This window comes from Psychrobacter cibarius (assembly GCA_030686115.1).
GTDB lineage: Bacteria > Pseudomonadota > Gammaproteobacteria > Pseudomonadales > Moraxellaceae > Psychrobacter > Psychrobacter cibarius_C.
The window spans coordinates 2,140,292-2,155,230 of the sequence record CP131612.1; the positions used below are offsets into that span (position 1 = coordinate 2,140,292).

Annotated in this window: 11 protein-coding genes; 4 read left to right on the forward strand and 7 right to left on the reverse strand. The window is 43.1% G+C overall.

Going from position 1 to position 14,939, the window contains the following annotated elements:
• Positions 1-209: 209 nt before the first annotated feature.
• Both gabT and Q6344_08895 read right to left on the reverse strand, forming a co-directional pair.
• Positions 210-1,472 (reverse strand): 4-aminobutyrate--2-oxoglutarate transaminase, encoded by a 1,263-nt coding sequence (gabT, locus tag Q6344_08890; GenBank protein ID WLG12722.1) that lies wholly within the window; start codon positions 1,470-1,472, stop codon positions 210-212.
• 183 nt (positions 1,473-1,655) lie between these two features.
• Positions 1,656-3,131: an NAD-dependent succinate-semialdehyde dehydrogenase gene (locus Q6344_08895; GenBank protein WLG12723.1), complete on the reverse strand. Its 1,476-nt coding sequence runs from the start codon at positions 3,129-3,131 to the stop codon at positions 1,656-1,658.
• Between the two features lie 262 nt (positions 3,132-3,393).
• Here Q6344_08895 and Q6344_08900 point away from each other — a divergent pair, with 262 nt between their 5' ends.
• On the forward strand, positions 3,394-4,158 hold the full coding sequence (locus Q6344_08900) for an IclR family transcriptional regulator (protein WLG12724.1): 765 nt from the start codon (positions 3,394-3,396) through the stop codon (positions 4,156-4,158).
• Positions 4,159-4,220: 62 nt separating this feature from the next.
• Here the strand turns inward: Q6344_08900 and Q6344_08905 are convergent, their stop codons facing one another.
• The 3 genes from Q6344_08905 to Q6344_08915 form a co-directional block, all read right to left on the reverse strand.
• Positions 4,221-5,270, reverse strand: coding sequence for a histone deacetylase family protein (locus Q6344_08905; GenBank protein WLG12725.1), 1,050 nt, complete (start codon positions 5,268-5,270; stop codon positions 4,221-4,223).
• Positions 5,271-5,325: 55 nt separating this feature from the next.
• Positions 5,326-6,525, reverse strand: coding sequence for a CaiB/BaiF CoA-transferase family protein (locus Q6344_08910; protein ID WLG12726.1), 1,200 nt, complete (start codon positions 6,523-6,525; stop codon positions 5,326-5,328).
• A 177-nt stretch (positions 6,526-6,702) separates the two neighbouring features.
• Entirely contained in the window at positions 6,703-7,887 is a 1,185-nt protein-coding gene (locus Q6344_08915) for an acyl-CoA dehydrogenase (protein ID WLG12727.1), read from the reverse strand.
• Between the two features lie 176 nt (positions 7,888-8,063).
• Here Q6344_08915 and Q6344_08920 point away from each other — a divergent pair, with 176 nt between their 5' ends.
• Positions 8,064-8,891: an IclR family transcriptional regulator C-terminal domain-containing protein gene (locus tag Q6344_08920; GenBank protein WLG12728.1), complete on the forward strand. Its 828-nt coding sequence runs from the start codon at positions 8,064-8,066 to the stop codon at positions 8,889-8,891.
• 73 nt (positions 8,892-8,964) lie between these two features.
• Here Q6344_08920 and rtcR read toward each other — a convergent pair whose 3' ends face one another.
• Positions 8,965-10,683, reverse strand: coding sequence for an RNA repair transcriptional activator RtcR (gene rtcR / locus Q6344_08925; GenBank protein WLG12729.1), 1,719 nt, complete (start codon positions 10,681-10,683; stop codon positions 8,965-8,967).
• A complete protein-coding gene (locus tag Q6344_08930; GenBank protein ID WLG12730.1) occupies positions 10,673-11,677 on the reverse strand; it encodes a DUF4062 domain-containing protein in 1,005 nt (334 codons plus the stop codon). The genes rtcR and Q6344_08930 overlap by 11 nt, the downstream gene beginning before the upstream one ends.
• Positions 11,678-11,969: 292 nt before the next feature.
• On the opposite strand from Q6344_08930, the gene Q6344_08935 reads away from it, so the two are divergent.
• Both Q6344_08935 and Q6344_08940 read left to right on the forward strand, forming a co-directional pair.
• Positions 11,970-13,241, forward strand: a complete 1,272-nt coding sequence (locus Q6344_08935; GenBank protein WLG12731.1) for an RtcB family protein — start codon at positions 11,970-11,972, stop codon at positions 13,239-13,241.
• Positions 13,242-13,283: 42 nt separating this feature from the next.
• Positions 13,284-14,927, forward strand: a complete 1,644-nt coding sequence (locus Q6344_08940) for an LA2681 family HEPN domain-containing protein (GenBank protein ID WLG12732.1) — start codon at positions 13,284-13,286, stop codon at positions 14,925-14,927.
• The last annotated feature ends 12 nt before the right edge of the window (positions 14,928-14,939 follow it).

The following is a 14,939-nucleotide window of genomic DNA, read 5'->3' on the forward strand; positions in this document are numbered from 1 at the left end:
TGATCGAAGCTGTTAGGCACTACTTGTTTCATATTCAAATAGTACAAACAGCAACGGCGTCTTGACTTGCAAGGCGCCGTTGTAAAAAATGTACTCAAAGCGAGTGCCATATGGGCAATCTTGCTGTGCTATTAGAGACAACCTTCTAACCAAGATCGAGGCTTGATTAAAAGTGATGTATTTCACTATAAATAAATACTGAATACTTATTAAGCGGTTAGGATACCTTTGATAATATCTAGACCTTCTTGGAGCACTTCATCTTCAACCGTCAATGGCACCATCACGCGAATGGCATTGCCATACATACCGCAAGATGCTAATAATAAACCTTGCTCAAACGCTTTGGCTTTTAGGTTAGTCGTCGCTTCCACATCAGGCTTACCTTCGCTATCGATTAATTCAAACGCGAGCATCGCGCCTTTATGGCGAATATGACCGATACTGCTTAAGTTTAAGCCCTTCAAGAAGGCTTCGATTTTGTCGCCAATCTCAATACTGCGCTCAAGTAGGTTTTCTTCTTCGATGACTTCCATGACAGCGAGTGCAGCCACACAAGCCAGTGGATTACCAGAGTATGTACCGCCCAAACCGCCTACCTGCGGCGCATCCATGATATCAGCGCGGCCGATAACCGCAGAGATAGGATAACCACCCGCCAAGCTCTTGGCACTGGTCATTAGATCCGGCTCAACGCCCAACTGCTCGGTGGCAAACAACGTACCCGTACGGGCAAAACCACATTGCACTTCATCAAAAATCAAGACAATGCCATGTTCGTCGCAGATATCGCGTAGAGATTTGGCAAATGATGGGGTGACTTGATGAAAGCCACCCTCGCCTTGTACTGGCTCGATAATCATCGCTGCCACTTCGCTAGGATCGATATCCGCTTGGAAAATCATCTCAAGGCTATGCAGCGCTTGTGCTTCTGTGACATTCAACTCTTCAGCTGGGAATAGCGCATGGAATACAGGGCCTGGCATTGGACCAAAGTTCTTTTTGTACGGCAGCACTTTACCTGTCAAACTCATGCACATTAAAGTACGACCGTGCCAACCACCAACGAAAGAGATGATACCTGGACGACCAGTTTTCGCACGAGCAATCTTGATACAGTTTTCGACGGCTTCTGCACCAGTCGTTAAAAAGAAGGCTTTTTTCTCACCGCTGATAGGGGCTTTTTCACAAAGTTTTTCGGCAAGATCTACATAGCATTCATAGTTGATCATTTGCGCCGCAGTATGGGTAAACTTGTCAAGTTGCTCATGCACGCGCTGGGTAATTTTTGGATGGCTGTGACCAGTATTCAGTACTGAGATACCACCAACGAAGTCAATATAACGATTGCCTTCAACATCCCAAACTTCTGAGTTTTTGGCTTTTTCTGCAAAGATGGGATAAGCAACGCCAAGTCCTGTTGGTAACACAGCTTTACGGCGCTCAAGTAGTGATTTATTGGTAGTCGTCATAGGAATGTCCTTTTCTTTATTTTTAACATAAGTGCCAATGATTGAATGGCGGTTTTGAGGAATGGTTTATCTAATAGTTAACAATTATTAGTTGCTAGCTATAGAGGGGATTCATGGTGCTAAATCCCGTTCGATACGGTGTGACAATTAGAACCTTAAAAGAGAGAGCATGTCGCTAAACGGTTAGCTGACGTCAGAGCACCAGTATTTGGTCACGATATATTCTTCGATGCCGTATTTTGAGCCTTCGCGGCCAAAGCCAGACTGCTTGACACCGCCAAATGGGGCGACCTCGGTAGAAATCAGACCCGTATTATGACCAATAATGCCGTATTCAAGACCTTCAGTGACGCGCCATGAACGTGCATAATTGCCACTGTAGAAATAGGCAGCCAAGCCGTAGATAGTATCGTTGGCTTGACGAATAACGTCTGCTTCATCTTTAAAGGTAAAGATAGTCGCAATAGGGCCAAAGATTTCTTCGTGCGCGATATCCATCTCAGCACTGATATCGGTAATGACCGTTGGATTGTAAGTAAGCTCTGAGGCGTCATTGGTGCTGCCGCCAGCGATAAGCGTCGCGCCTTTGTCTAAAGCATCTTTAAGTAGCGCTTGCACTTTTTCTAGCGCCTTTTGATTAATCAAAGGACCAATATCCACGCCTTCATCCATACCGTTACCGACATTTAGCTCAGCGACTTTTTTCACAAACACATCTAGGAATTCATCTTTAATACTGTCTTGCACATAGACACGGTTGGCACAAACACAAGTTTGACCAGCGTTACGATATTTAGAAGCAATTAAGCCTTCAGCCGCTTTTTCCAGATCAGCGTCATCAAAGACGATAAATGGCGCATTACCACCCAGCTCTAATGACAGTTTTTTGATGGTTGTCGCACATTGAGCCATCAAGGTACGACCGACTTCGGTAGAGCCTGTGAATGAAAGCTTATGAATACGTGCATCGCCCGTTAGGATATCGCCGATGGTTGAGGATTTGCCCGTCACTACTTGGATAACGCCTGCTGGAATACCTGCTTGTTCAGCCAGTGCAGCGAGTGCTAACGCAGAAAATGGCGTTTCAGTCGCAGGTTTAATAATCATCGTGCAGCCTGCTGCCAATGCTGGCGCGGCTTTACGGGTAATCATCGCTGCTGGGAAATTCCAAGGCGTGATCGCCGCGCAAACGCCAACGGGCTGCTTGAGTACCACATGACGTAGCTGCGAGCTATTGGCAGGGATAACGTCGCCATAAACACGCTTGCCTTCTTCGGCAAACCAGCGGATAAAGCTATTGGCATAGCCCACTTCACCGCGCGACTCGTTTAGAGGTTTGCCTTGCTCAGCGGTCATAATGATAGCCAAGTCTTCTTTATTGGCATCGATGAGGTCTGCCCACTTTTGTAGTAGCTCAGCACGCTCTTTTGGGGTTTTGGCTGCCCAAAGGATTTGGGCTTCATGAGAGGCGGTAACCGCGTCGTTCACATCGTCGGTCGTTAGGCTTGGTACCGTACCGATGATATCGCCGTTGAAAGGATTGCTCACATCAATAGTCGAGTCATCACTAGCGGCATGCCAGCCATCTTTGATGAAACACTGCTGTTTAAGTAGATCTGGGTTCGATAGCTGTAGCGTAGACTGTGACAGTTGTGACATTGTGACGCTCCTTGTCAATTGAGGTTTGCAAATAGGATTCGCAGATTTATAGCGATAAGTGAATGACAATAAATAGAAGGTTATGATTTAAATAATTATTGATAACTTGTTAATTGTTCAATATACTGAACATATATTCTATATATGAGACATCATTATAAGAATGATAGCCAGCTATTTGCAACCCCTATTCTCATTTTAATGATGATTTATCGTGTTATTTTTATATTTTCCCAATTTTACTGACTTTTATAGGTTCCTTATGAGCTCAACTGCTGTTCCTGCCTTGGACAAAACCTTTCAGATTTTAGATTTAATTACTGATAGCTCGCAGCCTTTGACGGCAGCTCATATTGCGAAAGAGCTCAATCTACCACGTAGCTCAACCCACAATATTTTGCAAAGTCTTTTGACCAAGCATGTCATCTATAAAGACAGCGATAGCCGCTTTCATTTAGGCTCTTATTTGATGTATTGGGCGGGTAAGTATGAGCAGCAGCAAGGCGTCATCCAGTTATTTAAAGACCTCATTGTCCAGTATCCGATTCTTCTTCAACATACAGTCACTTTATCTAAGCTTGATTTAGGTGAAGTGGTGTTTTTAGCCTGTCATGAAGCGCCTGCCCCGCTTGGCTTTACCTTTCGCGCTGGTGTTCGCGTACCAGCGGTATTCTCTGCCACGGGCAAAGCCATGCTCTCAACCTTTTCTATGGACAATATAAAATCTATCTACGCTACCGGTTTCCCCGCACCTATTACCCAACACGGTGTTGATAACTTTAGCGATTTGTCCACCGAGTTGACCTCCATTCAAAACAGTCGCATCTCACTCGATGATGGGCAACTTCGCGAAGGGATGTATTGTTTGGGTACTTATATTCGCAATGCGTCAGGTAATGCCGTTGCGGGTATGGCGGTTAGCTTTTTGCAAGGCGAATATGAGTCCAAGCGTGCTGAGGTCAGCGCGGTATTGATTGAATTGGCGCAGCAAATTGAGCAGCGTTTGGGTTTTATTGATAATAAATAAAGTTAAAACGCTGCTAGTTTCTTGCTTACTTCAAACTCTTTCAGTTATTTTGATGATAACTGTTAACCTTCTGAAATAAGCCCTGATAAAAATGCTTGCAAATTGTCATTGAGCTTTTGCAAGTAATAACCGCCCTCGACTAAAACAATCAGTGGTTTATTTAACGCTTTCATCTTTTGTGCCAACACCTTAAACCCTTCTGTACTGACCGCACATCTGGCTTCTGGGTCATTTTCATAAACATCAAAGCCTAAGACATGCACAATGACATCAGGGTCAAATAGCGTCATCGCTTCAATAGATTTATCAACATACTCAAAAAACCCAGCTTCATCGGTGCCGTGCGGCATTGGAAAGTTAACGTTATAGCCTTCACCCACGCCTGTGCCCCTTTCAAACGCATGCCCTGTCACTGCGGGATAAAAGTTAACGGGGTCACCGTGAACCGAGGTATAAAGAATATCGCTGCGATCATAAAATATCTCCTGAATACCTTGTCCGTGATGCATATCAGTATCTATAATGGCGATTTTTGCGTATTTCTGCCGCAGATGTTCGGCGATGATGGCTGCATTATTTAGATAGCAAAATCCGCCAGCGGCGCTTTTGCGAGCATGATGACCAGGAGGCCGTGAGAAGCAAAGCTGTATATGAGTTTCGGCACGCTCGGTATCTGATAAATCATCGTTCAGCAATGCTTCAGCCGCATTGAGTGCAGTCTGCGCAGACCAATAAATAGATGTCCAAGAATGCTCGCTGATAGGCGCGCTATCATCCGCTTGATACTTTGCTGCTTTTGCCATGATACCGATACCGGGATTGTCATACGGCACAAAAATCCCCGTCTGTACCTGCGCGCCTAAATCTTCTTCAACTGCCATCCATTGATCATAGCCATGCTTGAGAAAAGCCACATAACCAAAATCGTGAACCGCTAATATAGGCCCAATGCCGACATCAGTAGCTGTCGTCACCTCTAACCCTAACGCTGCTGGTGCTTTTAAGAACTCAACCATACGCTCTGGTATCTCTAACGGCTCATGCATCTTTCCATAAGAAAAATAAGGGAGTGGTCTGTGCAAGCTTAGGTTTTCATGGCTATATATTTTCATGCTCAACATTCCTTTGTTTAACATTTTTTCCAATGGCGCTTTTTTTGATGCCTAACTAAACAATTCCATCGGCTTTAAGCTTGGCTATCATGTCGCTGTCGTAGCCCAAATCAGCAAGCGTACTATCGGTATGCTCGCTCAACTTCGGTGGCGGTGTCCGATAAGTGACGGGTGATGCGGATAACTTGATAGGATTGCCAAGTGCTCTTACCGGACTGCCTTGCGTGGCAAAATCAACCACCATCTCACGTGCCAGCGCTTGCGGCATTGCCAAGGCTTCAGCGACATTATGAATCGCTCCGCATGGGATACCCGCTTGATCTAACACCTCCAACCAATAAGTACGTGGTTGCTCGGCAAATTTTTTGCTCAGCTCAGCACACAACAGCATACGATTGGCAACGCGTTGTGGATTGGTTCTAAAGCGCTCATCGGTATGCCAATCAACTGCAAGAACATCACAAAGTTTGGCAAACTGACTATCATTACCACAGGCTAAGATAAAGTGCTGCTCGCCCTGACCTGCGAATACTTGATAAGGCACAATATTAGGATGCTGATTGCCGAGTCTTGGCGGGACTTTGTCGGATGCCAAATAATTCATACCAACGTTGGCGAGCATCGCAAGCGCACTATCAAGTAATGCCACATCGACATGCTGTCCAAGTCCAGTATGTTGACGCGCCAATAGAGCGGCTTGGATACCAATGGTCAGCTGTAAGCCTGCAAACAAATCAACCACTGCCACGCCAACCTTATGCGGTTCGCTATCGCTCGGACCCGTGATACTCATCAGCCCTGACAACCCTTGAATAATATAGTCGTAACCAGGGCGCGCGGCATCTGGCCCTGTCTGACCAAACCCTGTCAATGACGCATAAATCAGGCGCGGATTGTCTTGTTTTAGACTGTCATAATCCAAGCCATATTTTTTCAGACCACCCACTTTGAAATTCTCTACCAAGATATCACTGTCAATGGCCAGTTTTTTAATGATAGCTTGTCCTGCTGGCGTGGTGATATCGACGGTGAGAGATTTTTTATTACGATTGATGGTAGCGTAGTAAGCAGAGGTGTCATCGCTGAATGTTGGCGGTGCCCAATGGCGCGTTTCATCACCGATATGCGGACGCTCAACCTTGATGATTTCAGCGCCCAAATCTGCGAGTACTTGAGTACAAGAAGGACCTGCCAACACTCTCGATAAATCAAGCACCTTGATACCATGCAATGCACCTTTTGCCATATCCGTCATAATAATCCCTTATTGTGTCGCGTATTTTTGACAATAAAATTGTTCTTCAGGATGTAATTTTTCAGTAGTTAAATCATGAAGAACAACTGAAGAACGTACGCTATTGCTAATGCTCTTTTAACAAGAAGCCAAGCAGCAACGTCCGTCGTAGAATACAATTGTATGAGCTAAAAGTACTTAAAAGAACGCTTGAATGCCAGTCTGCGCACGACCTAAGATGAGCGCATGAATATCGTGCGTCCCTTCATAAGTGTTCACTGCTTCTAAGTTCATCACATGACGAATGATATGGAACTCATCAGAGATACCATTACCGCCATGCATATCACGAGAAACACGCGCAATATCTAGCGCTTTACCGCAGTTATTACGTTTAATAAGTGAAATCATCTCAGGAGCAGCATTGTCCTCATCCATCAGACGACCAACACGTAGCGCTGCTTGCAGACCTAGTGTGATTTCTGTTTGCATATTGGCAAGTTTCAGCTGCACTAATTGCGTCGCGGCTAGTGGACGACCAAATTGCTTACGATCTAGCGTGTACTGACGAGCAGCTTTCCAGCAAAATTCAGCCGCACCCATCGCGCCCCATGCGATACCATAACGCGCTTTATTTAAGCAGCCAAATGGACCTTTTAGTCCACGGATATCTGGGAAAGCATTGGCTTCAGGGACAAATACTTTGTCCATCACAATCTCACCCGTGACTGAAGCACGCAGTGAGAATTTACCTTCAATTTTCGGTGCTGATAAACCCTTCACACCTTTATCTAAGATAAAACCACGAATTTCACCAGCATCATCTTTTGCCCAAACCACAAATACATCAGCGATAGGACTGTTGGTAATCCACATCTTATTACCGGTCAGCTCATAACCGCCATCAACCGCTCGTGCACGTGTCGACATTGAGGCTGGATCTGACCCTGAATCTGGCTCAGTCAGACCAAAGCAGCCAACATATTCGCCAGTAGCAAGCTTAGGTAAATATTTCTCTCTTTGCTCTTCAGTACCGTATGCATGGATAGGATGCATCACCAAGCTTGATTGCACACTCATCGCTGAGCGGTAGCCTGAATCAACGGCTTCTACTTCTTTAGCAATCAAACCATAAGCAACACTAGATAAACCGGCACAGCCATAACCTTCAATCGTGACGCCAAGTAAGCCCATCTCACCCATTTGACGCATGATATTACGGTCAAAATTCTCGTGGCGATTGGCCTCTAAAATACCAGGCATGAGCTCATTTTGAAAAAACTGGCGCGCACTGTCGGTCACCATGCGTTCTTCATCAGTGAGCTGGTCACGTAATAAAAATGGGTCTTCCCAATCAAAACTTGGACGAGTAGATGTTGCCATGTGGAGCTCCTTGATATCAGTCATCCTGACCGACGAGTAGTGATTAATAAAGGGTTTGGATTAATAGGCTATTGACTTCATAATTCCGCTGTGCGAAACTTTGTTTCATAATTTAAAACCATTTAAGCAAACTTTCGCCGCGCTGTAAACCTTTATACAAAAAATATGAGCATAAAATGACAAAATCCTTATCAACAGCTACTCCGCTATTGGAACGAATGACGACCTTGCTTGAGCAAAGCAAGGAAGATAATGATCGACAGTTCGTTACAGCACTGGGTCGCGGGCTGTCTTTACTCGCAGCATTTGAACATGATGATCGGCTCACTCATCAGCAATTATGTCAGATGACAGCGCTACCAAAAGCGACCATTACTCGCCTTATCCATACCTTAATGACCCTTGGGTTTTTACGTGTCACTGAGCACGGACAGTATCAATTGGGCAGTAGTGCTGTACGTCTAAGTGCGACCGCGTGGAGTCGCCACGACATGGTCGCAGCGGCTGAGCCCTTACTGCGTCAGTTCGCTAGCGAAAATGAAGTATCAGTGAATCTGGCGACCGAAGTCGAAGGAGAAATGCGCTATCACGCTTGTTGTCGTAGCCCTGCTCGCCTATCGGTCAATTTACAGGTTGGCTCCGCTGTACCTGTGGCACGCACTGCCATCGGACGTGCTTTTTATGCGACAAGTACGCAAGCGAGACAGGCTGTCATCATTAAAAATCTACAAGAACAGTTATCTACCGAGGATTATGACCATGCACAAACCGCCCTAGCCAGCGCGGCAGAGCATTATGAAAAATACGGCTATACGATATCAGATGGTGAATTTTCTAACGACATACTGGCAGTCGCGGTTGGGGTATATGATGTCGCGACTGGGCAATATACTTATTCGCTCAATGCCAGTGTGCCAAGCGCTAATTGGGAAGCGGATGAGTATGCTGCGATGATAGTGCCGAAATTACAGGCGTTGGCGGAGCGGATTGGTTCGGGCGTTTAAAAGACAATAGACCATAAATCTATAGTACGAGCATCTTGGCTTAATTGATGGGTTTTATTTTATGAAAAATGCTTCATTTTAACCCATCAAACCTCAGCCCAAACTTCATTAGATACTTACGCAATCTATCGCTATCATTAGGGCTTTTTAGCTTATCGCGTGAGTTGGCATACAGATAGCGCCCCGCCGCCGCTTGGTTTTTATGATTGATACAAACCTCAATCACATACGCCAGTTGCACTGCATCAAATAGATCAATAGTTGTTAGCATGTCTTCATCGAGATATTGGCGTAAGATGTTATGGCTACCCTGCTCGATAGTTTCGCTATTTAAAGTAGCATCTGGACTGTTATTACTTAGGCTATTTTTATTTGCGTTATTGCCTTTATTATCATTACTCAATCTATTCGAGCCATTCAAGCTGTCAGGCAATTCCCAAAGATGTGTTAAGCGTTCAATCTCCGCTTGTACGTCATCATTGCGAATCACTTTACTTTCAGCCAGCGTGGTTAGGCGAATCATACTGGCAGTCAAATCACGAAAGTTCCCCTGCCATGTCGCATTTGCACTCATCGCAAAAGCTTCATACAGCTGTCTTGCTTCTGGCGTAAATCGATATTGCTGCTGTTGCTCGCTACCCAAGCGCGCCAGCTCGTAATCGATATTGGCAGGTAAATCTTCCAACCTATCTTTGAGTGATGGCAAAAAGAACGTCCATGTATTAAGACGCGCAAATAAATCCGCTCGAAACTCACCATTAGCGACCGCTTGCCGCAAATCTTTATTAGTGCCTGCCATGAGCTGAAACGACACGCTAATCGGTGTATCACTACCAAGCGGATAAAAGCGCTGCTCCTCCAGTGCGGTCAATAGCATCGCTTGCTCATCAAGCCCAAGCTCACCAATTTCATCTAAGAATAACAAACCACCATCAGCTGATTTTAGCAGCCCATCTCGACTCGTCGCAGCGCCCGTAAAGGCACCTTTGACATGACCGAAGAATACACTCATGGCGGTGTCACCACGCAGCGTGGCGCAGTTTACCTCAACAAATTTTTCAAGCGTGTTTTTGCCTTGCGTGCTGTTAGCTTTGGCTTTTTTGAGCGCGTAGATTTGGCCTGCCAATTGAGACTTGCCCGCCCCTGTTGCGCCCATCAATAATATGGGTGCGGTTGATCGCGTTGCCACCTTTTCAATATCGGAGATGAGCTTTTGATAAGCGGCATTTTGGGTGACTAGATTGGCTTGCAAGGTTTGCCAATGTTGCTGTTTTTCTGCTTCAAAGCGTTCACGTAGTCCATCATAGCGTGAGACATCCAAGTCAATCACTTGATAGCGACCTTTCGGATCAGCTTGGTCTGGCTTTGGACAAGGCGAGGTTTGAATCAAATCTGCTGGAATAAATCCTGCTTCTACCAACAAAAACCAGCAAATCTGCGCCACATGCGTACCTGTGGTCAGATGCAGTAAGTAGTCGGTATTGTCCTGAAAGTTAAACCCTGCGGCAAAATCATACAGCTCAGCATAAACGTCGGCAAAATCCCACGGACTGCTCAATGCCACATGATGACCAATCACGTTAGTATTAGGGCTAACCTGCGCCACATCATCGGCAACTATTTTAAACAGCCGCTTATCACGCTTGCTATACAAGATATGCAGCTCATCGACCAACAGCTCATCATGCATACCTAAGCTCACGGTTGGCCGCCATCGTTGCCAACGCTTATCATTAAAACCATTGTCTAAAGTAGTACCGAGGAAGCCGATGACGGCGGTTTTATTCATCATTAGTTAGGTCACTCTCATATCTTTTTAAAGCCAATGACCTGACTATTTTTTTTCGCGCACTAGGCATAATCTCCCAGAATATATCCATCGGATCGCCTAATAATCTTATATATTCAAGAGCTAATAATTGAATTTTAATATTCTCAAAGTCTATTGTATCTATTGAAACAATATCAAAATCATCCGGATATTTAGAAGCTATATAACTTGTGAAATTTGCATGAATAGCTCTTTCAGGATAAGGCTGTAAAACTTTAGGAACAATAAACTTTAGTATTTCATTCCATGAAATATAGTATTCTAACTTTACTTTTTCTCTTTTACCTCCTCTATTAACGTTATGTCTAATACTAATAGTCAAAATATCCTCACCTTGAGCTAAGTCTAATATTTCAGTATTATTTGCTTGTAAAACCTGAACCTGTTTTTCAAGCTCATCTTTTTCTTGTCTAAGTTTATTCAGTTGCTTTAATAAATCAGTATTATCAGTTGCTTCATTTCCTCTTATCCATCCAACAGCTGGATAAGTTTTAATCGTTTTGGGCAAACTAAGCGCAACTAAACCAGATAACTCTTTTGCATCATCCCAAAATTTTACCAAACGATTAGTCGTTACCTTCTCTCTAAAAATTTGTAGTTTTTGTCGTGCTTCAGAATCCATTTCGACTTTTTCAACCGCTAATTTTTCAGGACTACCGTGAACTAACGCAACAACCTTAATGCCTTGTTTAATTGCGTAGTCATACTCCATTTCTGTATAGCTAATACCTTTTTCAGACAAACTGCCGTATCGACCACCTACGATAAGTAGGTAGTAATCACTATCATCAATAACTTTCTTTATGAATTCAAACTGTTCTTCATCTAGAGCAGTAAATAGCTCCATCCCAGCGGGTATACAGTCCATTTCCATAAGTGTTTGAATAACATTGCTTCGCTCATCTTGTAAATCTGCAAATGTGGAACTCACAAATACTTGGTATCTCTTATCCATATACACCGTCCTTTTATAGTTAATTTTCTATATTTTTATAAAATATTATATTCACTTAATTATAACTTATGTCAACAATCAGTTCTAATTTTTTAATTTATTTAAATATATCAAATACTTATAAATAAATTCCAACTATTTTAAAAACTTGGCACACCCTTAGCATTATATAAAGCAAGCATCCTCTTTCATAATATAGTCGATTCAATTTAAAAGTAGTACAAGGCAACCGAGTGTAGATGTATATGTGATACTTCAAGCGAGGGTAACGCTGTAATACTTTTATAGGGGAATGACTATAAACAAACTTTGCAATGCTAAGGAACATAACATGCAACCAACTACTCATCATATTATTCAAGACGGTGGAACGCCTATCAGACTTTGGACCAAGGGCGTACCCGTTGACCCAAAAGCACACGAGCAATTGATCAAAGCCTCAAAAATGCCGTTTGTATATAAATGGCTTGCGGTGATGCCCGATGTACACGTTGGGATTGGCGCGACGATCGGTACGGTATTGCCCACCAAAGACGCGATCATTCCGGCTGCCGTTGGTGTCGATATTGGCTGCGGGATGATGGCAGTGCAAACTACTCTAACCGCAAACGATTTGCCAGATAGTTTGCTTGGTCTGCGTACGGAGCTTGAAAAAGCGATTCCACATGGTCGTAGTAAAACGCGTGGTCGCGGGTCACGCCGTGATGTCGGTGCATGGGCAAACCCTGACGACACGGTAATGAACGGTTGGGGAACGCTGGTTGATGACTTTAATTATATAACTCAAAAGCACCCTAAACTTAAAAATACCAATAACCTTAATCATTTGGGTACGCTGGGTACGGGTAACCATTTCGTCGAGGTGTGCCTTGATGAAACCAACCAAGTTTGGATCATGTTGCACTCAGGCTCACGCGGTGTGGGTAATGCCATCGGACGCTACTTTATTGAGCTGGCACGTGAGGACATGCGCAAGTGGTTTATCAACTTGCCAGATAAAGATTTGGCCTACTTTGCCGAGGGTACAGAGCACTTTGATGATTATTGGTTTGCGGTTGGTTGGGCGCAGCGTTTTGCCTTTAAAAACCGCGAAATCATGATGGAAAAAGCGATTAAAGCCCTACGTCACATCATACCTAAGCCGTTTGATGCTGCGGTAAAAGCGGTGAACTGTCATCACAACTATGTGGCTAAAGAAGAACACTATGGCGAGGAAGTATTTGTGACCCGTAAAGGCGCAGTGCGTGCCCGTGTTGGTGAATACGGAATTATTCCGGGGTCAATGGGTGCCAAGTCATTTATCGTGCGCGGTAAAGGAAACGAAGAATCGTTTTGCTCTTGCTCGCATGGCGCAGGTCGTATCATGTCACGTACTGAGGCGAAAAAGGTATTTACAGTCGCCGATCAAATTGCACAGACTGCGGGCGTAGAATGCCGAAAGGACGTGGATGTGATTGATGAGATTCCAGCGGCTTATAAAAATATTGATGATGTGATGCAAGCACAAAGTGATTTGGTAGAAGTGGTACATACCTTGCGGCAGGTGGTTTGTGTTAAAGGTTAAATCGAGCATACATATATAGTTCAAAAAACTGGAGATAGTTCCATGGAATATCACGATAAAAATGATTTTGAAAATATAAATTTTCAGATAGAAAGTGCTTCAAGAATGATTGACCTAGGAAATTTTACAAAAAGTTTTGAGCTATGTTTAGATATACATACAACTTTACGTACTACGGTGAACAAAGATGATATTCAATATTCTTACTTACTTTATAAGCTAGGAATGTTGTTTGTCGATATAGGCCACATGGCTTCAAAAAATGAAGCTAGCTATGTAGGTTTAGAAATAATGGAATCTGATAGCTTTGAAAGCTGTTTAACTCGCAATAGTTATTACTATAATTTGGGAAATGCGAAGAGCAATTTGATTCAGAGACCCTCTGATAAGCAGGGCCATAATAATGTAAAGCTAATAAAGCAGCTCTCAGAAGTTAGCTCTCTATTTTTGAAGGCTATATTAACTTGTAGAGTAGAAAGAACAGATGTTCAACCGCAATACTTAGTGAATTTAGCAAATAATCTTAAACAGCAATATAGATTTTCTGAGGCTTTAGCTTTATATGATCAAGTTATTGCAATGAATTTGGATATCGCTCAAGCTTGGGTAAACCGTAGCGAATGTTTAATTTCACTGAATAGTATTACTAAAATGCATAGTGTTCAGCAGGGTAAAGAAATAGCTTTAGGTTACAGAAAAGCAAGCGAATCAAAATGTATACCTCCTGATTGGGCGAAATCCTATCTCGTAAGAGCTAAGAAAATAGATAGTGATATTGAAAAAGATTGTTTGGATATGGGAATAGCTATAGAAGATGATAGCCATTTAGATAAGCAGGAATACCAATCGTTATCAGAATTTCGCAGATGGTGTTTAGATAATTTTCTCAGCCTTAGTGAACACGGTTTATATTGTAAATGCTATGGAAGTGCAAGTGATAACTTACATATTCCAATGCCTACTAGAGCAATTTCTGGGGATTTCATATTACCAATGGAAAAGGTACTAAATAGGCTTAAATCTGAATTTGGTCTTGCCAGATTAATGTTATATGAATATAAATTTGCTAAGAGCGATATCGATATCGATATCGACGATGATGCTTGCTATGCAGAGCTATATGACAACGAGCTACTAGGAACAAACATCGAAAAGCTCCGTACTGCTTTTAGAGTTTGCTTTGGTATTTTAGACAAGATAGGTAATGCTGTAGCCTTATTGTTTGATTTACAGTCTAAAAACAATAAAGGTAAAGTCAGACATTCATCTTTTCATACTTTCTGGGAACTTGAAAATGAAGACAGACTGCAAAAGTTCGAAGCTTATGATAATGAAGGTTTGATTGGTCTATATAGTATAGCTTGTGATTTAAACCATAAGTTGGAAGGCGAGCTTAGTTTCTACAAGCAGTGGCGAAACGCCTTGGAACATAGCTTCGTATTTGTTTATGAGAATGAAAAACCTGAAAGTACTGAAGCCTCATTAACTTATTATGAAGAACCAGTTTTTATTTCTGAGTCCGAATTTATTGAAAGTGTAGAACATGTTTTGCAATTGACGCGTTCAGCTATTTTTTCCTTCGTCTTTGCAGTTAGGATCAAATCTGAGAGGGAAGCTCTTAACAACATCCCTGATATTTTAATTAAAAATAAGTTTCTTGAACAAAAAAATATACTTAGAAAATGAAAAATAAGAGAG

Excerpts from the sequence above, each read along its gene's own strand:
- Q6344_08930 (WLG12730.1), bottom strand. The coding sequence starts at position 11,677 with ATGGATAAGAGATACCAAGTATTTGTGAGTTCCACATTTGCAGATTTA.
- gabT (WLG12722.1), bottom strand. The coding sequence starts at position 1,472 with ATGACGACTACCAATAAATCACTACTTGAGCGCCGTAAAGCTGTGTTA.
- Q6344_08915 (WLG12727.1), bottom strand. The coding sequence starts at position 7,887 with ATGGCAACATCTACTCGTCCAAGTTTTGATTGGGAAGACCCATTTTTA.
- Q6344_08910 (WLG12726.1), bottom strand. The coding sequence starts at position 6,525 with ATGACGGATATGGCAAAAGGTGCATTGCATGGTATCAAGGTGCTTGAT.
- Q6344_08920 (WLG12728.1), top strand. The coding sequence starts at position 8,064 with ATGACAAAATCCTTATCAACAGCTACTCCGCTATTGGAACGAATGACG.
- Q6344_08940 (WLG12732.1), top strand. The coding sequence starts at position 13,284 with ATGGAATATCACGATAAAAATGATTTTGAAAATATAAATTTTCAGATA.
- Q6344_08905 (WLG12725.1), bottom strand. The coding sequence starts at position 5,270 with ATGAAAATATATAGCCATGAAAACCTAAGCTTGCACAGACCACTCCCT.
- Q6344_08895 (WLG12723.1), bottom strand. The coding sequence starts at position 3,131 with ATGTCACAACTGTCACAGTCTACGCTACAGCTATCGAACCCAGATCTA.
- rtcR (WLG12729.1), bottom strand. The coding sequence starts at position 10,683 with ATGATGAATAAAACCGCCGTCATCGGCTTCCTCGGTACTACTTTAGAC.
- Q6344_08900 (WLG12724.1), top strand. The coding sequence starts at position 3,394 with ATGAGCTCAACTGCTGTTCCTGCCTTGGACAAAACCTTTCAGATTTTA.
- Q6344_08935 (WLG12731.1), top strand. The coding sequence starts at position 11,970 with ATGACTATAAACAAACTTTGCAATGCTAAGGAACATAACATGCAACCA.